Here is a 24,261-nt window from a genome sequence, read left to right as displayed (position 1 = left end):
CACCCATGTCCATGATCCTGAAGCGCCTGCTGCGCCTGGCCGCCGGCTGCGCACTCGCCGCCACCCTGACCGCCCCGCAGGCTGCCCCCTGGACGCTGACCGGCGCCATCGGCACGCACGACCCGCACCTCTACAAGACCAGCTCGACCTGGTGGCTGTTCGAGACCACCGACAACGGCGGCATCGGCGTCAAGTACTCCGCCAACGGCACCGCGTGGACGCAGGGCGGCCCCATCTTCGCGGGGGGCCTGGCCTGGTGGAAGACCTACCTGCCCGCCGACAAGACGGCCATGGTCTGGGCACCGGGCTGCGGCGAGTACAACGGCCTGGGCTACTGCTACTACGCGATCTCCAGCTTCGGCTCGCAGAAGTCCGCCATCGGGCTGACGACGTCGGCCGGCGGCATCGCCGCGGGCCAGTGGGTGGACCAGGGCGCCATCCTGACCTCCAAGTCGGGCGACGGCTACAACGCCATCGACCCCGCCTTCGTGCTGGCCGACAACGGCGACCCCTACCTCGTGTTCGGCTCGTTCTGGAACGGCATCCACATCACCCGCGTCAGCAAGGCCAACCTGAAGCCGCCAACGGGCGGCATCGTCAACATCGCCAAGGATTCGACCAACGGCATCGAGAACGGCTTCGTCGTCAAGAAGGCCATCAACGGCACGACGTACTACTACCTGTTCGCATCCAAGGGCGCCTGCTGCAAGGGCGCCAACAGCACCTACTACATCGTCGTGGGCCGCTCGACCTCCATCACCGGCCCCTATGTCGACAAGGCCGGCAAGGCCATGCTGTCGGGCGGCGGCACGGTGCTGGCCAGCAGCGGCTCGCGCTTCAAGGGCCCCGGCGGGCAGTCGCTGCTGGCCGACGGCTCCGTGATGGCCTGGCATGCCTATGACGCCAACAACAACGGCGCGCCCATCCTGTTCATCGGCAACGTGACCTGGGGCTCGGACGGATGGCCGCAAGCGGTCTGGTGATTGCGCCGCGCGTCGCGCTGGCGCTGGGCGTCGCCTTGCTGGGCTGGGCCTGGTGGGGCGAGCAGCGGCCCGATGCGCCGCCGCCGGCCGCCACGCCACGGCTGACGCTGCCGCTGGCGGCGCCGGGCGTGAGGCCCACGGCGGTCGGCGTCGCCGTCGCGCCAGCCAGCCCGGTGCAGCCCGCACCGACGGCCGCGGCCGTTGACCTGCCGGCGCTGCTGGCCGCGCCGGGCGCCGACCTGCGCGCCACGCTGCAGGCCGCGCTCGCCGCGCAGGCCCGGGGCGGCCGCCTCTACGCCCGCGCGCTGGCCCGCCGCTGCGCCGACCTGGCCGGCCTGCAGCCCGCCGCCGCGCCGGACCGCAACGACGCCCGACACCAGCGCGCCGTCACCCGCCACGCCGCGCTGGCGGCCGGCTGCGGCCAGTTCGCAGGCCCCGAGTGGCTCGCGCTGGTCAACATCGCGCCCGGCGAGCCCGGCGCCGGCGACCCGCTGCTGGCCGTTCAGCAGTCGGACCTGGACGACACGCCGCTGCTACGGGCCGTCGTCGCCCACCCAGACCCCTTGCTGCTCGACGAACTGGGCGAGCGCCTGCTGAGGCGCCGCCTGGACGGCCAGCCGGTGCTGTACTTCGACGGCCAGCGCTTCGACGATGACGCCAGCCGGGCCACCGCCCAGGCCGCGCTGCGGCTGCTGCCCTGCGAGTTCGGCCTGACCTGCGACGAGCGCGACCCCGAGGTCTGGCTGGCCTGCCTGCGCGGGGACGGCTGCGTGGCGTCGCGCGCCGATGGTGCGACGGCGCAAGCACGCGCGCTCGCGGCCCGGCTGGCGGCAGCGCTGCGGGCAGGCGAACTCGGCCGCTTCCTGCCGCCACCCGCCTGAGGTTTGCGAGGGCTGGGCAGGCACGCCGCCGCAGCTAAGCTGCGCGCCCATGAAACACCTCGCCCTCGCGCTGGCCACCGCCGGCCTGCTGTCCGCCGCCGTCGCCTCCCCCAAGGCCACGCCCAAGCCGGCGGCCCACAAGAAGAGCGCCCAGGAGATCCTGGCCGCCTCGCCCGCCAGCGACTGGCGCGCGCTGGACCCCGACAACACGCTGCTGATGGACCTGGCCACGCCGCAAGGCCATGGCCAGGTGCTCATCGAACTGGCGCCGCGCTTCGCGCCGGCCCACGTCGCCAACATCCGCGCACTGGCCCGCGGCGGCTACTGGGACGGCCTGGCCGTGGTGCGCGTGCAGGACAACTTCGTCACCCAGTGGGGCGACCCCGACGGCGAGGACACCGCCAAGGCCCGCCCGCTGCCCGCCGGTGCTGCGCCGAAGCTGCCCGCCGAGTTCTCGGTGCCGATCGACGCCATCGGCAAGGCCGCCGGCTTCGCACGCCTGCCCGATGCTGAAGGCTGGGCGCCGCGCACCGGCTTTGCCGGCGGTTTCCCGGTCGCGGCCGATCCCAAGACCGGCAAGGCCTGGCTGGCGCACTGCTACGGCATGGTGGGCGCCGGCCGCGGCGACGCGGTGGACTCCAGCAACGGCACGGAGCTCTACGCCGTCATCGGCCAGGCGCCACGCGGGCTGGACCTGAACATCACGCTGGTGGGCCGCGTGCTCAAGGGCATGGAGCACCTCGCCGCCCTGCCCCGCGGCGGCGCGGCCATGGGCTTCTACGAGAAGCCCGAGCAGCGCACCGTCATCCCGCGCGTGCGCCTGCTGGCCGATGTGCCCGAGGCCGAGCGGCCCGCGCTGCAGGTGCTGCGCACCGAGTCCGCCACGTGGAGCCAGCTGCTGGACGCGCGCCGCTATCGCGGCGGCTGGTTCGTGCACAGCCCCGGCTACATCGACATCTGCAGCGCGAGCGTTCCGACCCGCCCCAAACCCTGAAGCCCCTCGTCCGGTCTCGCTCCGCTGAACGCGGGCGAGGCCAGACGGTCCCCCGAGGGGACGGCGATGTGCATGCGGCATCGAGCCGCATGCACATCGCCAGAGCGGGCCGGCTGGGGAGCGGCCCTGCGCTCGGCCCGCAACCCCCTCAAGCGCCCAGGTAGAGCGCCACGCGGTAGGTGATGAACGACGCCAGGTAGGCCAGGCCGAACAGGTAGCCGGTGATGATGAGCGGCAGCTTGTAGCCGCCGGTCTCGCGCTTGACGGCGGCCAGCGTCGCGATGCACTGCGGCGCGAACACATACCAGGCCAGCAGCGACAGCGCCGTTGCCAGGCTCCAGCTCTGCGCGATCAGCGGCGTCAGCGCCTGCGCGGCGTCGTCGCCGGTGGCCGACAGCGCGTACACCGTGCCCAGCGCGCTCACCGCCACCTCGCGGGCCGCCAGGCCCGGCACCAGCGCCAGGCTGATCTGCCAGTTGAAGCCGATGGGCTCGAAGATCTTCGCCAGGCCCGCGCCGAGGTAGCCGGCAACGCTGTACTGGATGGGCGCGCCCGTGGCGCCTTCCGGCGACGACGGAAAGCTGGACAACAGCCACAGCGCCAGCGTCAGCAACAGGATGATGCCGCCCACGCGCTTGACGAACACGACGGCGCGCTGCCACAGACCGATGGCGATGGAGCGCGGATGCGGCCAGTGGTAAGCCGGCAGCTCCATCATCAGCGGCCGCACCAGCCGGCCGGCGCTCGTGAAACGCTTGAGCACCCAGGCCACCGCCATCGCACCCAGGATGCCGGCCAGGTACAGGCCGAACAGCACCAGCCCCTGCAGCTCGAAGCCCCAGACCTCGCGGGCGGGGATGAAGGCGCCGATCAGCAGCGCGTACACCGGCAGCCGCGCGGAGCACGTCATCAGCGGCGCGATCATGATGGTGACGATGCGGTCGCGCGGGTTGGCGATGGAGCGCGTGGCCATGATGCCGGGGATGGCGCAGGCAAAGCTCGACAGCAGCGGGATGAAGCTGCGCCCCGACAGGCCCACGCTGCCCATCAGCCGGTCCAGCAGCAGGGCCGCCCGCGGCAGGTAGCCCGACTCCTCCAGCACGAGGATGAAGAAGAACAGGATCAGGATCTGCGGCAGGAACACCAGCACGCCGCCGGCGCCGGCGATGACGCCGTCGACGATGAGGCTGCGCAGCCAGCCGTCCGGGATCAGCTGCCCCACCTGCGTGCCCAGCCAGGCCATGCCGTCCTCGATGAGCGCCTTGGGCGGCTCGGCCCACGAGAACACGCCCTGGAACAGCAGGAACAGCAGCACGGCCAGGATGACCGAGCCGGCCACCGGGTGCAGCAGCACGCGGTCGACGCGGTCGCTGGGCAGCGTGGGCAGCTCGTGGTCCAGGTCCAGCGCCTGCAGCCAGGTCTTGACGGCGACATGGTCGTCCACCGCCGGCGCGGCGGCCGGTGCCGGGTGGGCGGCCTCCCACACCTCGGGCCGGTCCAGCAGAGCGCGCAGCTCGTCCAGGCCTTCCTTGTGGATGGCGACAGTGCGCACCACCGGCAGGCCCAGCTGCGCCGACAGCGCCGCCGCATCCACCTTCAGGCCGCGGCGGGCCGCCAGGTCGGCCATGTTCAGCGCGACCACCACCGGCAGCCCCAGCCGGCGCACGGCCAGCAGCAGGCGCAGGTTGCGGCGCAGGTTGGTGGCGTCCAGCACCATGACGACGAGGTCGGGCCGCTTCTCGCCCTTGGCGCGCCCGGCCAGCACGTCGCAGGTGACGCGCTCGTCGGGCGAGCGCGGATGCAGGCTGTAGGTGCCCGGCAGGTCCAGCAGGCGCAGCGCCTTGCCGGCGGCCGAGATGACGCGGCCTTCCTTGCGTTCCACGGTGACACCCGCGTAGTTGGCCACCTTCTGGTGGCTGCCGGTCAGGCCGTTGAACAGGGCGGTCTTGCCGCAGTTGGGGTTGCCCACCAGCGCGACGAGCTTGCCCCCCTTGTGGACGTGGATGACCGACTCAGTCATTGCGCGCGGTCACGGCAATGCACTGGGCCTCGGCATGCCGCAACGCGAACGTCGACTGCCCCACGCGCACCACCAGGTTGCCGTCACCCAGCTTGCCGCGGCGCAGCACACGCACCGCCTCGCCCGGCAGGAAGCCCAGGTCGGACAGCCAGGACGCCCATTCCGGCGAGTGCACCGGCGCACTGACCTGCTGGACGGTCAGCGCCAGCCCGGCGGGGGCGGAGGCGAGGCTGGAAGGCAGCGTCTCGGACATGGAAGCGGGCTCGTCGGCACAAGCCAATGATGAGAATGATTCTCATTGTAAGGGCCACAATGACGCGCCGGGGGCTCAGCGCGGATTGAGGCTTTCCAGCAGCTGGTCGCAGGCCTTGAGCGCCTTGGCGAAGTCCAGCCGGGCGACGGCCGCGGACAGCGTGGCGAACTCCGGCCCCAGCGCGTCGGCTTGGGGCCCCAACTGCTCGCAGGCCGTCACGGAGCGCATGTTGCGCTCCAGCAGCAGTTGCCGCAGCCGACGCAGCGCATCCAGCGGGTCCGGCGTGTCTGCCGGCCCGGCGGTGTTCACGGCGGCCCCGGGCGGCGGCGCCAGCACGGCCAGCGTGTCATCCAGCAGGCGCCCGAGCGCGTCGACATCGACCGCCTGCGGCGTGCCCTGCACGCGCACCGCCTGCTCCTGCTGGCCGGCCAGCGCCGCCAGCGCGTTGGCACCGACGGCACCCGCCAGCCCGCGCAGGGTGTGCAGCACGCGCACGATGTCGGGCATGGACCCCACGCCGAGCTGGCGGCGCAGCGCATCCATCTCGATGGGCGCATCCTGCGCGAACGAGGTGGCAAGGCGCTGGTACAAGGCTTCGCGGCCGCCCAGGCGCTGCAGCGCGGCGGCACGGTCCAGCAACTGTGGCGCGGCGGTCGGCGCGGCGGCAGCCGCCACCAGCTGCACGCGGCGCACGTGGCGATGCAGGCAGGCCACCAGTTGCTCCAGGTCAACCGGCTTGGCGACATGGTCGCGCATGCCGGCGGCCAGGCAGGCCTGGCGGTCGGCATCCATCGCGTTGGCCGTCATCGCGATGATCAGGCTGTCGGGGCGGCGCCGGAGAATCTGCTGCGTGGCCTCGAAACCGTCGATGTCGGGCATCTGCAGGTCCATCAGGATGGCATCGAACGGCGGCTCGGTGACCAGCGCCAGGTGCGCGCCCTCGACGCCGCCGAAGGCCAGCGTGACGACGGCGCCTTCGTCCTCCAGCAGCTCCTGCGCCACCTGGCGGTTGAAGCCGTTGTCCTCCACCACCAGCAGCCGCATGCCCGCCAGCCGCTGCTTGCCGCCCTCGGCGCGGCGCGTGCGCGGGCCACCCTGCGTGGCCTCCGCGACGGCGTCCTGCAGCATGGAGGCCGTGACCGGCTTGACCAGGTAGCCGCCCAGGCTCTGCACCTCCTGCTCGCTGCGCTCGGCCAGCAGTTCGCGGCCGTGCGCCGTCACCATGATGATGACCGGCGCGTCGGACTCGTGGCTGTCGCGGATGCGGCGCGACGTCTCCCAGCCGTCCAGCCCCGGCATGCGCCAGTCCATCAGGATGAGGTCGTAGTGCGGGTCACCACGTTCGGCGGCGAGGTGCACCAGCGCCAGCGCCTGCTCGCCGCTGGGCGCCAGGTCGCAGTCCCAGCCCAGGCTTTCGCCGATGCCCTGCAGCACCTCGCGGGCCATCGGGTTGTCGTCGACGATGAGCACCTTCAGGCCCGCCGGCAGCGGCGCCGCGTCATGCGGGCCCGCCTGCGCCTCGGCCAGCGTCAGCTCGAAGTGGAAGCGGCTGCCCTCGCCCACCCGGCTGTCCACCCGCAGCTCGCCGCCCATCAGCGCAACGAGGCGGCGGCTGATGGCCAGGCCGAGCCCGGTGCCGCCGTAGCGCCGCGACGTGCTCTGCTCCGCCTGGCTGAAGCCGGTGAAGATGTGTTCCAGCTTGTCGGGCGCAATGCCGATGCCGGTGTCGCGCACCTCGAAGCGGATGCGTGCCTTGCCGCCGGTCTCGTCGAGCAGCGTCAACGCCAGCACGACCTCGCCCTGCTCGGTGAACTTGAGCGCGTTGCCGGCCAGGTTCAGCAGCACCTGGCGCAGCCGCGTCGTGTCGCCCACCAGCGCCGCGGGCAGCCGCGGGTCGAGGCGGAACAGCACCTCGATGTCCTTGGCTCCGACGTTGGCCGACAGGATGACGGCCAGCTCGCGCATGAAGTCGCTGAGCTCGAAGCGGTGCGGGTCCAGCTCCATCTTGCCGGCCTCGACCTTGGAGAAGTCCAGCACATCGTTGATGACGGCCAGCAGCGCCTGCGCGGCCGTGCGCGCCTTGGACGCGTAGTCGTGCTGGCGCGGCGTCAGCTCGGTACGCAGCAGCAGGTTCAGCATGCCCAGGGCACCGCTCATGGGCGTGCGGATTTCGTGGCTCATGTTGGCCAGGAAGTCGCTCTTGGCCTGGCTGGCCGCCTCGGCGGCCACGCGGGCACGCACCAGCTCGATCTCGGCGCGGTGGCGCTCGGTCACGTCGATGAGCATCTGCACGACGTTGACGAGGCGGCCACGCCGGTCGCGGATGGCACTGGCGCTGCCGTCCACGAACAGCTCGCCGCCGCCTGGCAGTGCAAAGCCGCGTTCGAAGCGCACATGCTCCATGCGCCCGGCGGCCAGCCGGGCCAGCTCGCCGCCCGGCACGCGGCCGGGGCGGAAATCCGGCAGATCGGCCAGCTTGCCGCCACGCAGCTCCTCGCCGGTGCGGCACAGCATGGCCGTCAGCGCCTGGTTCACGTCGAGGATGACGCCCTGCGCGTCGCACAGCGCGATGCCCACCTGCGCCCGCTCGAACACGCCACGAAAGCGCTGCTCGCTGTCGTTCAGCGCCCGCGTGCGCTGCTCCACGCGCGCCTCCAGCAGTTGCTTCTCGACGACGAGCTGCTCGGTCATGTGGTTGAAGTTGCGCGCCAGTTCGCGGAACTCGGTGAAGCCGCAGATGGGCGCGCGTTCGTCCAGGCTGCCGCCGGCGATGCGCGCGACCGCGCGGTTCAGCAACTGCACGGGCTCCACGAGCCGCCGCCCCACCAGCAACGCCAGGCCCAGCGCGAGCCCCAGCGCGAGCCCCAGCGCCACCAGCAGCCGGTTGCGCAGCGAACGCACCGGCATGAACGCCTCGTCGGCGTCGATGTTGACGGCGATGCCCCAGCCCAGCGCCGGCAGCGAGCGCCACGAGGACAACACCTCCACGTCCGCATAGTTGCGCGCCAGCCCGCTGCCGCTCTCGCCCCGCAGGCCGCGCACTGCCGGCAGCGCATCCGCCGCGCGCAGGTCCAGCGGGCGCACGGACGGATCGTGCGGGCGGCGCAGCGCATCGTTGACGAACACGACCTCGTGGCCCTGTTGCCGCACCAACACCGTCTCGCCACTGAGCGGCAGGCCGGAACGGTCGGTCGCCACGCGCAGCAGCCGATCCAGGTCCAGCTGCAGCACTATGCTGCCCAGCACCTGGTTGCCGTCGACGACCGCGTGCACGACGAACAGCGTGGCCGGGCCATCGCCGCGCAGCCGCATGACGGGCGTCAGCTGCACATCCAGCCGGCCGATCGCCTGCCGGTGCGCCGCCAGCAACCCCGTGCCCTCGAATGCACCGCTGTCCAGGCGCGCCAGCTCCAGGCTGGTGCCGGCCGGCGGCTTCATCGCGAAGCTGATGCGTCCATCCGGCTGCACCAGCATCAGGTTGCCGTACTTGCCGGTGTCATAGAGCCGCGCAAAGAACGCGCGGCTGGCATCGGGCACCCGCGTTGCCACCGCATCGCGCCGTTGTGCCAGCAGCTCGCGCGCGTCCGCCGCCTGCGCCACGACCTGCGCATCGATCTGCACCTCGCTGAGGTACTCGTTGATCTCGGCGACCTTCTTGCGCGCGACGGCCACCAGCCCTTCGCTGACGGCATCGCGCAGGCTGCGCTCGAAGCTGGCCAGCTGCCACAGCCCCAGCGCGCCCAGCGGCAGCAGCGACAGCAACAGGCTGCCCAGCAGCAGCGCCGGACCGACGCGCCAGGCCGGCCGGCCGGACTCGGGGGCGACGCTGGCCATCACCGCCGCTGCTCCGCGTACGCGGCCATCAGCCCACGCCAGTGCTCCAGCGACCGGTAGGTCGGCCACACCGACGGGCGGATGGGTGCAGACGTGCGCCAGACCTCCGTCAGCTGCCCGTCCGGCCGCACCTGTGCGATGCGCAGCGGGCGCCACAGCCGGCGGGTCTGCGCATCCGGCGCGGCGAAGCCATCGGGAGCTTCGACGACCTGTTGCAGCACGCTGGCATTGACGGCCTCGGTCTGCAGGCCGCCCAGCTCGCGCACGGCCGCGGCCCACAGATGCACGGCCACGTAGATGGCCACGGCGGGATCGCTGGCCTGCGCGTCAGGGCCGTTCAACGCGCGCAGCCGCGCAAGAAAGGCCGCGTTGGCCGGGCCCGGCAACGACTGCAGATAGCTCCACGCGGTGAAGTGCAGATCAAGCCGCCCCCCTCCGTAGGCGCGCAATTCCGGCTCGGACGCGACGAACGACAGCAGCGGCACGTCGCCCAGCTCGGCCGCCACCAGCGCGTCGAAGAAGGCCTGGTTGCTGGCGCCGCGGAGCGTGCTGAGCACCAGTGCGGGCCGCATGCGGCGCAGGTCGGTGACGACGGCGGCCATGTCCGGCGAATCCGGCGGCACATGGCGCTCGCCGAGCACCTGGCCGCCGTGCAGCGGGATGAAATCGCGCAGCACCGCGTGGACGCCGCGCAGGAAGGGGCCTTCGGTGCCGACGAGGTAGACGCGCCGGCCGAAGCCGCCCATGGCCCAGTCGGTGGCCGGCAGGACCTGCTGGTTGGGCGTGGGGCCGGTGTAGACGATGTGCGCCGAACGCTCCATGCCCTCGTGCGCCATCGGGTAGAACAGCAGATGCCGCTGGGCCTCGACGACCGGGCGCACCTGCTGGCGGCAATCCGACGTGCCGCAACCGAACAGCGCCACCGCGCGGCCCTCGACGATGAGCCGCCGGGCGGCCTCCCCGGCGCCGGCACGCGCATCCTCCACGCGCAGCGCCACCCGCCGCCCCAGCAGGCCTGCACCCCGGTTGAGCTCGTCCACCGCCAGCCCGGCCGCGGCCAGCTGCGGCGCGTCCCCCGACGACAGCAGCCCGATGACGATGGGGCCGGCCGCGCCGCCGTCGCCGGCGGGACGGCGCAGCGCGAGGACCGCCGCCACGCCCACCGCCAGCAGCACGAGGCCCCCTAGCAGCGCGCGCCGGATCCGCATCGGCTAGTTCGCGGCGCGGCGCGCCTCGGGGGAGATCAGCGGCAGCGTCAGCCGCACCGTGGTGCCGACACCCGGCGTGGAGTCGACCTGGATCTGCCCTCCCAGTGCGAAGGTGACAAGGTTGCGCACGATGTACAGCCCCGGCTCGCTGCGGTTGGGGCCGAAGCGGGTCGAGAAGAACGGGTCGAACACGCGCCCCAGCAGGCCCGGCGGGATGCCCACGCCATGGTCCTGCACGCTGATGGTGAGCTGGTCGGTGCCCAGCGGCCGCACGCGCAGATGCACCTCGCCGCCGGCCTCGCGGTAGGCGTGCTTGATGGCGTTCTGGATCAGCGTGGACAGCACCTTGGCCAGCGCGCCGCGAAAGCTCAGCAGGTGCAGGTCGTCGCCGGCGTCCAGCTCGCAGCGCACCTGGTGCGCCTCCAGTGCCGGCGCCAGGCTGCTCACCACCTCGTGCACCAGCTCCAGCAGCGAGAAGCTGCGGCGCTGATCGCCGAAGTTGTCGGCCGTGGACTGCAGGAAGGAGTCGACGATGGACAGCGTGCGCTGCAGGTTGGACAGCACCAGCCCGACACTCTCCTCGCTGACGCGCAGGTGCTTGTCCAGGTCGCTGCGCTTGATGTTGCCGGCTTGGGCCAGGCCGTTCAGGTGGGCCAGGTCGTCCTGCAGCGTGCAGGCCGAGATCAGCGCATTGCCCAGCGGCGAACTCAGCTCCTGCGCAATGCCGGCAATGGTGCGGCCCACCGACGCCAGCTTGTCGCGCTGGAACAGCTCGATCTGCGAGCGCGCGAAGCTCTCGGACGCCAGCTTCAGCGCCAGCTGCGTGCGCACGCGCGCCTTCACGACGACATCGACGAAGGGCTTGGGGATGTAGTCCACCGCGCCGTGGGCGAAGCCTTCGGCCTCGTCGGCGGCGCTGCCCTGCACGGTGACGAAGATGACCGGCACGCCGCGCGTGCGCGGGTCGGCCTTCAGGCGGTCGCAGACCTCGTAGCCGCTCATCTCGGGCATCAGCACGTCGAGCAGGATCAGGTCGGGCAGCTGCTGCGCGCAGAAGGCCAGTGCCTCGGCACCGCTGGTCGCCATGGACACCTCGCAGTTGTCCACCAGCAGCTGGTACAGCGCGTGGATGTTGCTCGGTTGGTCGTCGACGACGAGGATCAGCGGCATGGCGCTTCAGGATAACCGCTGCGTCAGGCGCCGCGCCAGCACGCCGCCCTGGGCTTTCCCCAGGGCGGGGGTGTGCATTCCTGCCCACATTTGCCGACGGCCGCTATCCATAATCGGCCAGCCCCAAGCGGCCGTTCCATGTCCCAGCGCCACGCCACGTACGCCCTCCTGCTGTTTGCCGCGGCCGCCCTGCTGGCGCTGCTGGCCCTGCTGCTGAACCTGCGCGCCAGCACGGGCGGCGCCGTGGATGCCGCGCTCGTGCTGAACGCGCTGCTGCTGCCGCTGCCACCGCTGTGCGCGCTGGCGCTGCACCGGCGCGACGCCGAGGCCCGCGCTCATGCCGCGGCCACGCAGGCCGCCACCGAGGCCAAGACGCGGTTCCTCGCACAGATCAGCCACGAGGTCCGCACGCCCATGAACGCCATCATGGGCATGACGCAGCTGGCGCTGCAGACGCCGCTGACGCCGGAGCAACGCGAGCTGCTGACCAAGGCCGACGCCGCCTCGCGCACGCTGCTGGGCCTCATCAACGACGTGCTGGATGTCTCCAAGATCGAGGCCGGCCAGTTACGCATGGAGTCACACCCGCTGCGGCTGGAGGACGTCGTCGCGCAGGCCGTGGAGATGGTGCGCCCGCTGCACGCCACGCCCGGCGTCGCGCTGGTGTGCGACTGGGTCGACGCCGGCCTGCTCGGTGCCCGCGGCCAGCTGCTGGGCGACGCGCTGCGGCTGCAGCAGGTGCTGGTCAACCTGCTGTCCAACGCGCTCAAGTTCACGCCGGCCGGCCAGGTCGTGCTGCGGCTGGACGCGCCGGGCGAGGTAGCTGGCGCGGTAGCGCTGCAAATCACCGTGCAGGACAGCGGCATCGGCATGGACAGCGAGCAGATCGCCGCGCTGTTCCGCGAGTTCCACCAGGGCGATGCCTCGGTGCCGCGCCGCCTGGGCGGCACCGGCCTGGGGCTGGCCATCACGCGCCGGCTCGTCGAGCTGATGGGCGGCACGCTGGACGTGCAAAGCACGCCGGGCCACGGCAGCCGCTTCATCATCCGGCTGGCGCTGCCGCAAGACGCCGCCACCGCGCCGGCCCCGCCGCTGCCGCCGTCCAGGCTGCTGCTGGCCGACGCCCACGCCGGCAGTCGCGCGGCCACGCAGGCGCTGCTCACGCACCTGGGCCTGGGGCCCGCGCTGGAGGCCAGCGCCGACGTTGCCGGCACGCTGGCCGCGCTGGACCAGGCGCGCGCGGCCGGCCTAGCGTTCGACTGGTTGCTGCTGGACTGGGCCCTGCCGGGCCCCGGCCCGACTGGCGCCGACCTGCTGGCCCGGCTGCGCCGCGACCACCCGGCCCTGCGCATCGCCGTGCTGAGCCCCCGCGGTGCGGATGACAGCACCGGTCAGCTGCGCGCATTCGGCGCCCGTGCGCTGTGCCCGCAGCCGCTGCTGCCGGGCGAGCTGCGCCGGCTGCTGCGCGACGCGTCGGCAGAGCGCCCAGCGGCGGGCGCGGACGCCCAGCCCCTGGCCGGCCTGCGCGTGCTGCTCGTCGAGGACCATCCCATCAACCAGGAAATCGCGCTGCGTCTGCTCGGCAGCCATGGCGCGCGGGTTGACGTCGCCGGCGACGGCCAGGAAGGGCTGGACCGGCTGCAGGCCGCCGGCCCCGGCGCCTACGACCTGGTGTTGATGGATCTGCAGATGCCGGTGCTGGACGGCCTGAGCGCCACGCGCCGCCTGCGCGAGCTGCCCGGCTTCGAGACCCTGCCGGTGCTGGCCATGACGGCGCATGCGCTGGGCGACGAGCGCGCGCAGTGCCTGGCCGCGGGCATGCAGGGCCACATCGCCAAGCCGCTGGATGTGGCCCGGCTGGTGCGCGAGCTGCAGCGCTACCGCCCCGCGCCGACACCCGCCCCGGCGTTGCCGGTGCTGGACATGGCGGCCGGCCTGCGCCAGTTCGGGGGCCAGGCGGCGCTGTATAGGCGCACGCTGCAGGGCTTCGCGACGCAGTACGCCGATGGCCTGGCAACGTGGGTCGGCTGGCTGGACGACGGCGACTGGCCCGAGCTGCGCCGCGCCGCGCACACGCTGCAGGGCCTGGCGGCGACGCTGGGCGCGCAGCCGCTGCACCGTCTGGCGCTGGCGCTGGAGCGCAGCGCCGCCCTGGCGGATGCGGCGGCCTCGACCGCACAGCTGGCCCGCGTGGACACGGCGCTGACGGCGCTGCTGGCGGAAGTTCGCGCCGCGCTCGGGGAGGCATCGCCAGCACCGCAGGCGCAGAGCCCGGGCGACCTCGCCGCGCTGCAGCTGCTGCTGGGCCAAAGCGACAGCCGTGCGCTCGACTGGTGGCAGGCGCACGGCGCGCACAGCGGCCTGGACGCGGCCACCGCTGCGCGGCTGGAGCAGGCGCTGGGTGTGCTGGACTTCGACGCCGCACTGCTGGCGCTGCGGGAGGCACGCTGATGGCCGGCGCCACGCTGGTGGTCATGGGCGCCGTCGGCACGCGCTGGCTGTTCGGCCTCATCGTCGCGTCGGCGCTGGGCGCCTGGGCCAGCGAGACGCTGCTGGGCGTCATCGACCCCAACGACCGCGTCGCCTATCCGCTGCTGGCCGCCGCGTTCTCGGCGCTGCTGGCGCTGGTATGGCGGCGGCCGCGGCAGCTTGGGCTGTGGCAGCGCACAGGCGTCACGCTGCTGGCGCTGTACTTCAGCACCAACATGCTGCTGTACACACTGCGCCCCGACCCCGGCCCGAGCCTGTACACGCTGGGCAGCCTGGCGCCGTGGACGCTGGGCGGCTGCCTGCTGCTGTTCACGACCTGGCGCGCCCGCCAGGCGCTGGTCATCGCGCTGGCGCTGCTCGCGCTGATGCTGGCGCCACCCACGCTGCTGCGCTTTGCCGGCCAGCCGCCGCAGTGGCTGCTGGCGGCCTGGCCGCTGCTGGCCAACCTGGCGCTGTGCCAGGTCATGTTCTGCCTGGCACTGTGGGGGCTGTCGCGCCAGCTGGCGCTGCTGGCGCTGCTGGCACCGGCCGGCGACGGGCCGGCCACGCCCGACGATCTCGTGAAGTCCCGCCTGGTGGAGCTGGAACGCTCCCGGGCGGCGGCCGAGGCGGCATCGCGCGCCAAGTCCGACTTCCTTGCCAACATCGGCCACGAGATCCGCACGCCCATGAACACCGTGCTGGGCCAGACGCGGTTGCTGCTGGCCGGCCGCCTGAACGCCGGCCAGCGCAGCCAGCTGCTGGAGGTGGCGCAGGCTGGCGAGGCGCTGCTGCGGCTCATCGACGGTCTGCTGGACTACGCCGACCTGGACGCCGGCCGCCTGCCGCTGGCCGACGAGCCGCTGCGGCTGGAGCCGCTGCTGGCCAGTGCCTTCGACGCCGTGCGCCCCGCGGCCCAGGCCAAGCAGCTGGAGCTGCTGTGCGAGATCACGTCGCCCGAGCTGCTGGGCGCGGCCGGCGCGCGCCGCGGCGATGCAGCACGGCTGACACAGCTCGTCACCGAGCTGCTGGTCAACGCCGTCAAGTTCACGCCGGCCGGCCAGGTCAAGCTGAGCGCCGCGCTGGACGAAGGCGGCGCCTGGCGGCTGCGCGTGCGCGACAGCGGCGTGGGCCTGACACCCGAGCAACTGGCCCGCCTGTTCACGCCGTTCGCGCAGGCCGAGGCCGGCGCCACGCGGCGTTTTGGCGGCACGGGGCTGGGCCTGGCCATCTGCCGCGCTCTGGCAGAACGCATGGGCGGCACGCTGACCGCGCGCAGCACGCCCGGCCGCGGCAGCGCGTTCGAACTGGTGCTGCCGCCGGCACCCTGCCCCGGCCTGCCGCCGCCGCCGATGACCGAGCCCGCCAGCATCGTGCTGGTGCAGGCGCCGCACAGCGCGGGGCACGACGCCTTGCTGGCGCTGCTGAAGGCGCTGGCGCCCTCGGCGCACATCGACGTGCTGCCCCAGGGCGCCCAGGCGATGGCCAGGCTGGCCAGCACGCCGGCCAGCCAGCCGCTGGACCTGCTGCTGGTGGACTGGGTGTTGCCCGACATGGAAGGCGGCGAGCTGCTGCGCCGGCTGTCCGAGGCCGGCCCGGCGCGCGTACGCCGCGCCGTGCTGCTGAGCGCCTTCGACACGCCGGTGTTGCGCGAGCGCGCACTGCGCCAGGGTGCGCATGCACTCGTACCCAAGCCGCTGCTGCCACACACGCTGCGCCGCCTGCTGGACGTGGAGCGCCCGCTGCCCTTCGTGGCCGCCGAGCCCGACGACGCTGCGCCAGACCCGGGCCCGGCCGCCACCACCGACGCGGCCACGCTGATCAGCGAGCTGGACACGCTGCTGGGCGACGCCGACAGCCATGCGCTGACGCTGTGGGAGCGGCACGGTTCCGCGGTGCTGGAGATGCTGCCCGCGCGGCAGGCCAAGGCGCTGGCCGGCGCCATGCAGCGCTTTGACTTCGACGAGGCACAGGCCGCGTTGCGCGGCGACAAGGACAAGGTGCCATGACGCCGCACGACGTTTTCCTGTCACCGCAGGCCACCGTGCTGGTCGTCGACGACACGCCGGCCAACCTGACACTGCTGGCCCAGGTGCTCAAGCCCGACTACCGCGTGCAGCTGGCCGTCAGCGGCGCCAAGGCGCTGGAGATCTGCCGCCGCCAGCCGCCGGATCTGATCGTGCTGGACATCATGATGCCGGAGATGGACGGCTACGAGGTCTGCCGCCGCCTGAAGGCCGACCCGGCCACGCGCCGCGTGCCGGTCATCTTCCTGACCGCGCTGACGCGGCCCGAGGACGAGAGCAGCGGCTTCGCGGCCGGTGCAGCCGACTTCATCCACAAGCCCTTCAACCCATCCACGGTGCTCGCACGCGTGCGCACCCACCTGCAGCTCAAGCTCGCGGAGGACCACCTGCTCAACCACAACGCCCAGCTCAGCGGCGAGCTGGACGCGCGCCGGCGCGAGGTGGAGCGGCTGCGCGACACGACGCTGTTCGTCATGGTGGGGCTGGCCGAGTTCCGTGACGCCGACACAGGCAACCACATCCAGCGCACGCAGGAGTACGTGCGCACGCTGGCACGCTGGATCGCGGCCCAGCCCGACGGCCCGGCCGACCTGAGCGAGGCCGCCATCGACGAACTGGCCAAGGCCGCGCCGCTGCACGACATCGGCAAGGTGGCCATCCCCGACGGCATCCTGCTCAAGCCGGGCCGGCTGTCGGCGGACGAATGGCGCGTCATGAAGACCCATGCAGAACAGGGCGCCGACCTGCTGCAGCGCGCCATCGACCGGCTGGGCGACGACGCCGGCCTGATGCTGACCTTCGGCAAGCAGATTGCCCGGCACCACCACGAGAAGTGGGACGGCAGCGGCTACCCCGACGGCCTGGCCGGCGAGGCCATCCCGCTGTCGGCCCGGCTGATGGCGGTGGCCGACGTCTACGACGCGCTGATCAGCGAGCGGCCCTACAAGCAGGCCATGACGCACGAGGAGGCGCTGGACTTCATCCGCGCCGGCAGCGGCAGCCACTTCGACCCGCACGTCGTCGCGGCGCTGGAGGCCTGCGTGGACGATGTGCGGCAGATCGCCTCCCGGTGGGCGGACTGATAATCCGCCCCCTCATGCAGTCCGGTCACATTCTCAACATCTCCTGCTACCTCTTCGTCTCGCTGGCCGACACGGCCTCGCTGCGGGACCGTCTCGAGGCGCGCGCGCTCGCGCTGGACCTGAAGGGCACCGTGCTGATTGCCGAGGAAGGCATCAACCTCTTCCTGGCCGGCCCGGCCGCCGCCGTGAATGCCTGGGTGGATGAGCTGCGCGCCGACGCCCGCTTCGCGACGCTGACCCCCAAGGAAAGCTGGAGCGAGGTGCAGCCCTTCCAGCGACTGAAGGTGAAGGTCAAGCCCGAGATCATCCGCATGAACCGGCCCGCCGTGCGCCCCGACCAGGCCCCGCGCGCCCCGGCACTGCCGCCGGCAACGCTGCTGCGCTGGCTGGACCAGGGCGTGGATGACGAAGGCCGCGAGGTCGTCATGCTGGACACGCGCAACGGCTTCGAGGTGGACGCGGGCGCTTTCGACGGTGCCATCGACTGGCGGCTGCACAAGTTCAGCGACTTCCCCGACGCGCTGGCCGCCCACCGCGACGAGCTGGTCGGCAAGACCGTCGTGAGCTACTGCACCGGCGGCATCCGCTGCGAGAAGGCCGCCATGCTGCTGCAGGAGCAGGGTCTGACGGCCTGGCAGCTGGACGGCGGCATCCTGAAGTACTTCGAGGACACCGGCGGCAGGCACTACCACGGCAACTGCTTCGTCTTCGACGACCGCCGCGGCGTCAACGCCGATCTAAGTCCGACGTGAGCGAGCGCCGGGCTGCCCCAGGCCGGGCACGCATCTCCTCGGGGGATCGGGTGGCGTACTCGCCGGCCGAGGGGCGCGCATGACCGGCAGGTTCAGCGATCTGGCGCTGAAAGCCGTCGGCATCCTGCTGATGCTGGCCGCGCTGGGTTTTGCCGCCAGCAAGGCGCCCGACCGGTCGCTGGAGAGTCTGGTGCCACGCTGGGCACCGCCGCCGTCGGACTTCGTCGAGGTGGACGGCCTGCTGGTGCACGTGCGCGACCAGGGCCCCAGCAGCGACCCGCTGCCGCTGGTGCTCATCCACGGCACCAGCGCCAGCCTGCACACCTGGGAGGGCTGGGCGACCGAGCTGTCGCGCACCCGCCGCGTCATCAGCTTCGACCTGCCGGGCTTCGGCCTGACCGGCCCCAACGCCGACGGCGACTACCGCGAGGCCCGCTACGTCGCGTTCACGCGCGCGCTGCTGTCCCGGCTGGGCGTGGGCCGGGCCATCGTCGCGGGCAACTCGCTGGGCGGCGGCGTCGCCTGGGAGCTGGCGCTGGCCGACCCGGCGCGCGTGGCGGGTCTGGTGCTGATCGACGCGACCGGCTTCGACTTCGTACCCGAATCGCTGCCGCTGGGCTTTCGTGTCGCGCGCACGCCGGTGCTGCGCGAGGGCATGCGCTGGGTGCTGCCACGCCGCGCCATCGAGGCGAGCGTGCTGGACGTCTACGGCGACCCGTCGCGCGTGACGGCCGCGCTGGTGGACCGCTACTACGAGCTGGCGTTGCGCGAAGGCAACCGCGTGGCGCTGATGCAGCGTATGGACCAGATGGCCCCGGGGCCGGTGCAGCGGCTGGGCGACATCCGCGTGCCGACGCTGATCCTCTGGGGCGGCAAGGACCGCCTCATCCCGCCGCGCTGGGGCCAGGCCTTCCACACCGCCATCCCGGGCAGCCAGCTCGTGACCTTCCCCACCCTGGGCCATGTGCCTCAGGAGGAGGACCCGGCTGCTACCCTTGCGGCCTTGCGCGACTGGCTACCCAGCGTCACGCCCTGAACACCGTCCCACCCAAAAGGTCAGACATGAAGAAAACCGCCCTGTTCGTCCTCGCCCTGGCCGCCTCGGTCGCCCAGGCCCAGGCCCCCGAGTGGAAGAAGCTGCGCATCGGCGTCGAAGGCGCCTACCCGCCCTTCTCCGAGATCGGCACCGACGGCAAGTTGAAGGGCTTTGAGATCGAGCTGGTGCAGGCCTACTGCGCGGAGATGAAGGCCCAGTGCACGCTGGTGCAGCAGGAGTTCGACGGGCTCATCCCGGCGCTGCAGTCGCGCAAGGTGGACGCCATCTTCGCCAGCGTCTCCATCACGGCCGAGCGCGAGAAGGTCATCGCGTTCTCCAAGCCCTACTACTCGACGCCGGCGCGGCTGGTCGCCAAGGCCGGCGTGAAGCTGGAGCCCACGGCCGCCGGCCTGAAGGGCAAGAAGATCGGCGTGCAGCGTGGCACCACGCATGAGACCTACGCCGCCGCCAACTTCAAGCAGAGTGAGGTGGTGCGCTACGGCAGCCAGGACCAGGTGTTCCTGGACCTCAAAAGCGGCCGCATCGACGCCACGCTGATGGACTCGCCCGCCGCCGACTTCGGCTTCCTGAAGAAGCCCGAAGGCAAGGGCTTCGCCTTCGTCGGCGGCCCGGTGCTTGACGACAAGATCTTCGGCGCCGGCACCGGCGTCGGGCTGCGCAAGGCCGACGAGGCGACGCTGGGCAAGAAGTTCAATGCCGCCATCGACGCGGTGCAGGCCAACGGCACATTCAAGAAGCTGGCCGACAAATACTTCGACTACGACATCGCACCCGCCAAGAAGTGATGCGACGCCGCGCCGCGCTGCTTGCCCCGCTCGCCCTGGCCGGTCCGGCCCTGGGCCAGGCGCCGTCGCTGAAGCTGCGTGTCGGCCTCGCGGCGGGCTACGCGCCGTTCAGCGAGGTGGGCAGCGACGGCCAGCTCAAGGGCTTCGAGGTGGACCTGGCTCACGCGCTGTGCGCGCGCATGGGCCTGCAGTGCGTCCCCGTCATGCTGGACTTCGACGGCCTCATCCCCGCCCTGCGCGCGCGCAAGATCGACGCCATCATGGCCTCCATGTCGGTCACGCCGGAGCGCCAGCAGTTGATCGCGTTCTCGTCGGCCTACTACTACTCGCCGGTGCGAATGGTCGTGCGCACGGACTCGCGGCCGGACGTCAGCCCCGCCGGCATGAGGGGCAAGCGCATCGGCGTGGAGCGCGGCACCATCCACGAGCGGCTGCTGGCCGCACAGTTCAAGGACAGCCAGGTGTTGCGCTATGCGACGCAGGACCAGGCGTTTCTCGACCTCCGCGCCGGCCGCCTGGACGCCACGCTGGTGGACGCCGTCATCGCGCAGTTCGGCTTCCTGAACCGCTCCGAGGGACGCGGCTTCGCGTTCGCCGGCCCTGATTTCGGCCGCGACGAGCAGTACTACGGCAAGGGCATCGCCGTGGGCCTGCGCAAGGCTGACGCGCAGACGCTGGGCGTGCGCCTGGATGAGGCGCTGGCCGCGCTGCGCAGCAGCGGTGCGCTCAAGGCGCTCAACGACCGCTACTTCAGTTTCGACCTCGTGACTCCACGCTGACCATGCTGCTGCACGGATTCCTTCCCAGCCTTCTCGAAGGCGCCGCCGTCACGCTGGGCGTGGCGCTGTCGTCTCTGGCCGTGGCTGCCGCGCTGGGCCTGGCCGGCGCGCTGGCCAAGCTGTCGCGCTCGCGCGTGCTGCAGGCCATCGCCGCCACCTACACGACGCTGATCCGCGGCGTGCCCGACCTGGTGCTGATGCTGCTGGTCTTCTACGGCGGCCAGGTGGCCGTCAACACCGTGGCCCCCATGCTGGGCCATGAGGACTACATCGACATCGACCCCTTCGTTGCCGGCGTGCTCACCATCGGCTTCATCTTCGGCGCCTACCTGACCGAGGCCTTCCGCGGCGCCTTCCTGGCCGTGCCGCCGGGCCAGCGCGAAGCCGGCCTGGCCTACGGCATGAGCCCGCGCCAGGTGCTGGTGCGCATCACGCTGCCGCAGATGCTGCGCCACGCGCTGCCGGGGCTGTCCAACAACTGGCTGGTGCTCATCAAGAGCACGGCCATCGTGTCCATCATCGGCCTGTCCGACCTGATGACGCGCGGCCAGCAGGCCGCCGGCAACACGCGCGAGCCGTTCAGCTTCTACCTCGCCGTGGCGCTGATCTACCTCGTCTTCACCAGCGTGTCGGAGCTGGTGTTCGGCTGGGCGAACCGGCGCCTGGCCATCGGCGTGCGAAAGGGTGAGCTGTGAACTTCGACGCCATCGTCGAGAACCTGCCGATGTACTGGGAGGGCCTGGGCATCACGCTGAAGCTGCTGGCGCTGTCGCTGGGCTGCGGCCTGCTGATCGCCGTGCCGCTGGCCCTCGTGCGCACCGTGTCCCGGGGCCTGGCCTCGCGTCTCGTCTGGGCCTACACCTACGTGTTCCGCGGCACGCCCATGCTGGTGCAGCTGTTCCTCGTCTACTACGGCCTGGCGCAGTTCGACGCGGTGCGCGAGAGCTGGGCCTGGCCCTGGCTGTCGTCGGCCACGTTCTGCGCCTGGCTGACGTTCACGCTGAACACCGCCGCCTACACGACCGAGATCATCGCCGGCAGCATCCGCGCGCTGCCCGCCGGCGAGATCGAGGCGGCCAAGGCGCTGGGCATGGGCCGCGCGCTGATGCTGCGCCGCATCGTGCTGCCCGCAGCGCTGCGCCGCGCGCTGCCCGCCTACGGCAACGAGGCCATCTTCATGCTGCACGGCACCTCGCTGGCCAGCGTCGTCACGCTGCTGGACCTCACCGGCGCCGCCCGCGCCGTCAACGCCAAGTACTACCTGCCCTTCGAGGCCTTCATCACCGCCGGCATCTTCTACTTCGTGCTGACGCTCGGCCTGGTCGGGCTGTTCCGCTTCGCCGAGAACCGCTGGCTCAAACCCATGATGAGCCGCTGACCATGCAACTCCATCGCCACCCTCTCCTCTCCCCCGCCCCCGGCACCCAGCGCGAGCTGGTCTCGCTGCACTACGGCAAGCCCGGCGGCCAGAAGGCCTACATCCAGGCCTCGCTGCACGGCGACGAGCTGCCCGGCATGCTGGTGGCCCACCACCTGCGCCAGCAGCTCGATGCGCTGGAAGCCGCCGGGCACATCACGGGTGAGATCGTCCTTGTGCCGATGGCCAATCCCATCGGCCTCTCCCAGTTCCTGCTGCACGCGCACCTGGGCCGCTTCGAGCTGATGTCGGGCGAGAACTTCAACCGCCACTACCCCGACCAGATCGCCGCCGTGGCTGCCGCCGTCGAGCCGCTGCTCGGCGCCGACCCGGCCGCCAATGTCGCGCTGCTGCGCCGCGCGTTGAAGGCCGCGGTGCAGGCCTCGCCGGTGGACACCGAACTGCAGTCGCAGCGCCGCGCACTGATGGGTTTGTCCTGCGACGCCGACATCGTGCTGGACCTGCACTGCGACGCCCAGGCCGTCATGCACCTCTACACCGAGACGCCCTGCTGGCCCGACTGCGAGCCGCTCGCGCGCTTCCTCGGTTCACGGCTGACGCTGCTCGCGCAGGACTCGGGCGACAACCCGTTCGACGAAGCCTGCTCGCAGGTCTGGTGGAAGTGGAAGGCGCATTTCGGCGAGCGCTTCCCCATCCCGCAGGCCTGCCTGTCGGTCACCGTGGAGCTGCGCGGCGCCACCGACGTGACGCACGAGCTGGCGGCTGCCGACGCGAGGAACATCGTCGATTTCCTGCGTTGGCGCGGCCTCATTGCCGGCGACAAGCCCGCGCTGCCCGAGCCCCAAGGCGACGCCCGCCCGCTGGCCGGCAGCATGCCCATCAAGTCCCCCGTGGCGGGCGTGCTGACCTTTCTGAAGGCGGTGGGCGAGGACGTGAAGGCCGGCGACGTGCTGGCGCATGTCATCGACCCCATCACGGCCCAGGTCACCGAGCTGACCAGCCCCGTCGACGGCCTGTTCTTCGCACGCGACTTCCTGCGCTTTGCCAACGCCGGCATGCGCGTCGCCAAGGTCGCCGGCAAGCAGGCGCTGCGCACCGGCAAGCTGCTGGGGGCCTGACATGACGATCCAACTGCAGGCCACCAACATCCACAAACGCTTCGGCGACCGCGAGGTGCTGAAAGGCATCTCGCTGAGCGCCGCACGCGGCGACGTCGTCACGCTGATCGGCTCGTCCGGCTCGGGCAAGAGCACCTTCCTGCGCTGCCTGAACCTGCTGGAGCAGCCGCATGAAGGCGAGCTGGCGCTGGGCGGCGAGGCGCTGAAGCTCGTGCGCGACCGCGACGGCAGCCTGAAGGCCGCAGAGGCAGCACAGCTGCAGCGCTGGCGCGCGCGGCTGGCCATGGTGTTCCAGAACTTCAACCTCTGGGCCCACATGACGGTGCTGGAGAACGTCATCGAGGCGCCCATCCACGTGCTGGGCAAGCCGCGGGCCGAGGCTGTCGAGCGCGCCCAGGCGCTGCTGGCGCGCGTGGGCGTGTCGCACCGCGCGAACGTCTACCCGGCGCAGCTGTCCGGTGGCGAGCAGCAGCGCGTCGCCATCGCCCGCGCGCTGGCCGTGGACCCGGAGGTGATGCTGTTCGACGAACCCACCTCGGCGCTGGACCCGGAGCTGGTGGGCGAGGTGCTGAAGGTGATGCGCGACCTCGCCGCCGAGGGGCGCACGATGATCGTCGTCACGCACGAGATGGGCTTTGCACGCGAGGTGTCCAACCACTGCCTGTTCCTGCATCAGGGCAAGGTCGAGGAGGAAGGCAACCCCAAGGAGATGCTGATCCGCCCGCAGTGCGAGCGGCTGCAGCAGTTCCTCAGCGGCGGGCTGAAGTAGGCGGCATGAGCCTGGAGCTGGCGCTGGGCTTCGCGACGGCGCAGCACGCGTGGAGCTGGGCGTTGCTGCTGGCGATGGCGGCCAAGGTCGGCAGCACGCTGGCGCTGCTGGCCCCCAAGTCGGGCCGGCAATGGCGCTGGGTGCAGCGCCACGAGGCGCCGTTGTGGTGGACCACCAAGCTCAGCGCCCTCGCGCTGTGCGCCTGCGCGGCCATGCTGTGCCACCTGGGCGGTGACCGGCCCGGCGAGCGCTTCTTCGCCGGGCTGCTGCTCGTCGCCGTGGGGCTGGTGGCGGCGCGCGTGAAGCGCCGGCTGGCGGACTGACGGGCATGCGCCGAACGCTGGCCCGGTTGCTGTGGCGCGCGCTGGCGGTGCTGAGCATCGCGTTGGGGCTGGTGGGCATCGTGCTGCCGGGACTGCCCACCGTGCCCTTCCTGTTGTTGGCCGCCTGGGCCGGCAGCCACGGCTGGCCGGCGCTGGAGCAGTGGCTGCTGGCCCACCCACGCTTCGGCCCGCCCATCCGGCGCTGGCGCGAGCACGGCGCCGTGCCTCGGCGCGCCAAGTGGCTGGCCAGCCTCATGATGACGGTCAGCGCGGCCGTGCTGCTGCTGTCATCCGCGCCGCTGCCGGTGCAGATCGCCGTGCCAGCCCTGATGGCCTGCGTGGCCGCCTGGCTGTGGCGCCGGCCGGACGCGTGACCCGG

At 72.0% G+C, this 24,261-nt stretch carries 21 protein-coding genes; 16 read left to right on the top strand and 5 right to left on the bottom strand.

What is annotated here, in order from left to right:
- Positions 1-5 precede the first annotated feature (5 nt).
- The 3 genes from ACG04Q_RS05725 to ACG04Q_RS05715 are packed head-to-tail and all read left to right on the top strand — an operon-like array spanning position 6 to position 2,858.
- Positions 6-983 (top strand): glycoside hydrolase family 43 protein, encoded by a 978-nt coding sequence (locus tag ACG04Q_RS05725; RefSeq protein WP_394509921.1) that lies wholly within the window; start codon positions 6-8, stop codon positions 981-983.
- Positions 962-1,864, top strand: coding sequence for a hypothetical protein (locus ACG04Q_RS05720; RefSeq protein WP_394509920.1), 903 nt, complete (start codon positions 962-964; stop codon positions 1,862-1,864). The genes ACG04Q_RS05725 and ACG04Q_RS05720 overlap by 22 nt, the downstream gene beginning before the upstream one ends.
- Before the next feature lie 49 nt (positions 1,865-1,913).
- Positions 1,914-2,858, top strand: a complete 945-nt coding sequence (locus tag ACG04Q_RS05715; protein WP_394509919.1) for a peptidylprolyl isomerase — start codon at positions 1,914-1,916, stop codon at positions 2,856-2,858.
- 148 nt (positions 2,859-3,006) lie between these two features.
- Here the strand turns inward: ACG04Q_RS05715 and feoB are convergent, their stop codons facing one another.
- From feoB to ACG04Q_RS05690, 5 genes are all read right to left on the bottom strand, one after another.
- Positions 3,007-4,878 (bottom strand): ferrous iron transporter B, encoded by a 1,872-nt coding sequence (gene feoB / locus ACG04Q_RS05710; protein ID WP_394509917.1) that lies wholly within the window; start codon positions 4,876-4,878, stop codon positions 3,007-3,009.
- Positions 4,871-5,131 (bottom strand): FeoA family protein, encoded by a 261-nt coding sequence (locus ACG04Q_RS05705; RefSeq protein ID WP_394509915.1) that lies wholly within the window; start codon positions 5,129-5,131, stop codon positions 4,871-4,873. The genes feoB and ACG04Q_RS05705 overlap by 8 nt, the downstream gene beginning before the upstream one ends.
- A 75-nt stretch (positions 5,132-5,206) precedes the next feature.
- On the bottom strand, positions 5,207-8,965 hold the full coding sequence (locus tag ACG04Q_RS05700; RefSeq protein WP_394509914.1) for a hybrid sensor histidine kinase/response regulator: 3,759 nt from the start codon (positions 8,963-8,965) through the stop codon (positions 5,207-5,209).
- On the bottom strand, positions 8,965-10,173 hold the full coding sequence (locus tag ACG04Q_RS05695) for a transporter substrate-binding protein (protein ID WP_394509913.1): 1,209 nt from the start codon (positions 10,171-10,173) through the stop codon (positions 8,965-8,967). Before ACG04Q_RS05695 ends, ACG04Q_RS05700 begins: the two co-directional genes overlap by 1 nt.
- A 3-nt stretch (positions 10,174-10,176) precedes the next feature.
- Entirely contained in the window at positions 10,177-11,343 is a 1,167-nt protein-coding gene (locus ACG04Q_RS05690) for a response regulator (protein WP_394509912.1), read from the bottom strand.
- Between the two features lie 138 nt (positions 11,344-11,481).
- Between ACG04Q_RS05690 and ACG04Q_RS05685 the strand changes: the two genes are divergently transcribed.
- From ACG04Q_RS05685 to ACG04Q_RS05625, 13 genes are all read left to right on the top strand, one after another.
- On the top strand, positions 11,482-13,794 hold the full coding sequence (locus ACG04Q_RS05685; RefSeq protein ID WP_394509911.1) for a hybrid sensor histidine kinase/response regulator: 2,313 nt from the start codon (positions 11,482-11,484) through the stop codon (positions 13,792-13,794).
- Positions 13,794-15,821, top strand: coding sequence for an ATP-binding response regulator (locus ACG04Q_RS05680; protein WP_394509910.1), 2,028 nt, complete (start codon positions 13,794-13,796; stop codon positions 15,819-15,821). Before ACG04Q_RS05685 ends, ACG04Q_RS05680 begins: the two co-directional genes overlap by 1 nt.
- Entirely contained in the window at positions 15,818-16,921 is a 1,104-nt protein-coding gene (locus ACG04Q_RS05675; RefSeq protein ID WP_394509909.1) for an HD-GYP domain-containing protein, read from the top strand. Before ACG04Q_RS05680 ends, ACG04Q_RS05675 begins: the two co-directional genes overlap by 4 nt.
- 14 nt (positions 16,922-16,935) lie before the next feature.
- Complete coding sequence (locus ACG04Q_RS05670) at positions 16,936-17,673, top strand: sulfurtransferase (RefSeq protein WP_394509908.1); 738 nt, start codon at positions 16,936-16,938, stop codon at positions 17,671-17,673.
- A gap of 79 nt (positions 17,674-17,752) precedes the next feature.
- Positions 17,753-18,709 carry an alpha/beta fold hydrolase gene (locus ACG04Q_RS05665; RefSeq protein ID WP_394509907.1) on the top strand — a complete coding sequence of 319 codons (957 nt, stop codon included), beginning with the start codon at positions 17,753-17,755 and terminating at the stop codon, positions 18,707-18,709.
- Between the two features lie 26 nt (positions 18,710-18,735).
- Positions 18,736-19,515 (top strand): ABC transporter substrate-binding protein, encoded by a 780-nt coding sequence (locus ACG04Q_RS05660; RefSeq protein WP_394509906.1) that lies wholly within the window; start codon positions 18,736-18,738, stop codon positions 19,513-19,515.
- Complete coding sequence (locus ACG04Q_RS05655; protein ID WP_394509905.1) at positions 19,515-20,294, top strand: transporter substrate-binding domain-containing protein; 780 nt, start codon at positions 19,515-19,517, stop codon at positions 20,292-20,294. The genes ACG04Q_RS05660 and ACG04Q_RS05655 overlap by 1 nt, the downstream gene beginning before the upstream one ends.
- Before the next feature lie 2 nt (positions 20,295-20,296).
- Positions 20,297-20,989, top strand: coding sequence for an ABC transporter permease (locus ACG04Q_RS05650; RefSeq protein ID WP_394509903.1), 693 nt, complete (start codon positions 20,297-20,299; stop codon positions 20,987-20,989).
- Positions 20,986-21,672: an ABC transporter permease gene (locus ACG04Q_RS05645; protein WP_394509902.1), complete on the top strand. Its 687-nt coding sequence runs from the start codon at positions 20,986-20,988 to the stop codon at positions 21,670-21,672. The genes ACG04Q_RS05650 and ACG04Q_RS05645 overlap by 4 nt, the downstream gene beginning before the upstream one ends.
- A gap of 2 nt (positions 21,673-21,674) precedes the next feature.
- Positions 21,675-22,790: a succinylglutamate desuccinylase/aspartoacylase family protein gene (locus ACG04Q_RS05640; protein WP_394509901.1), complete on the top strand. Its 1,116-nt coding sequence runs from the start codon at positions 21,675-21,677 to the stop codon at positions 22,788-22,790.
- A 1-nt stretch (position 22,791) separates the two neighbouring features.
- A complete protein-coding gene (locus tag ACG04Q_RS05635; protein WP_394509900.1) occupies positions 22,792-23,559 on the top strand; it encodes an ABC transporter ATP-binding protein in 768 nt (255 codons plus the stop codon).
- Positions 23,560-23,564: 5 nt separating this feature from the next.
- Positions 23,565-23,882 carry a hypothetical protein gene (locus tag ACG04Q_RS05630; RefSeq protein WP_394509899.1) on the top strand — a complete coding sequence of 106 codons (318 nt, stop codon included), beginning with the start codon at positions 23,565-23,567 and terminating at the stop codon, positions 23,880-23,882.
- A 5-nt stretch (positions 23,883-23,887) separates the two neighbouring features.
- A complete protein-coding gene (locus tag ACG04Q_RS05625) occupies positions 23,888-24,256 on the top strand; it encodes a YbaN family protein (protein ID WP_394509898.1) in 369 nt (122 codons plus the stop codon).
- Positions 24,257-24,261 lie beyond the last annotated feature (5 nt).

Source organism: Pelomonas lactea, assembly GCF_043555885.1.
Lineage (GTDB): Bacteria > Pseudomonadota > Gammaproteobacteria > Burkholderiales > Burkholderiaceae_C > Pelomonas > Pelomonas lactea.
The sequence above is the reverse complement of the archived record's forward strand: the minus strand, read 5'-3'. Positions and strand labels throughout refer to the sequence as shown.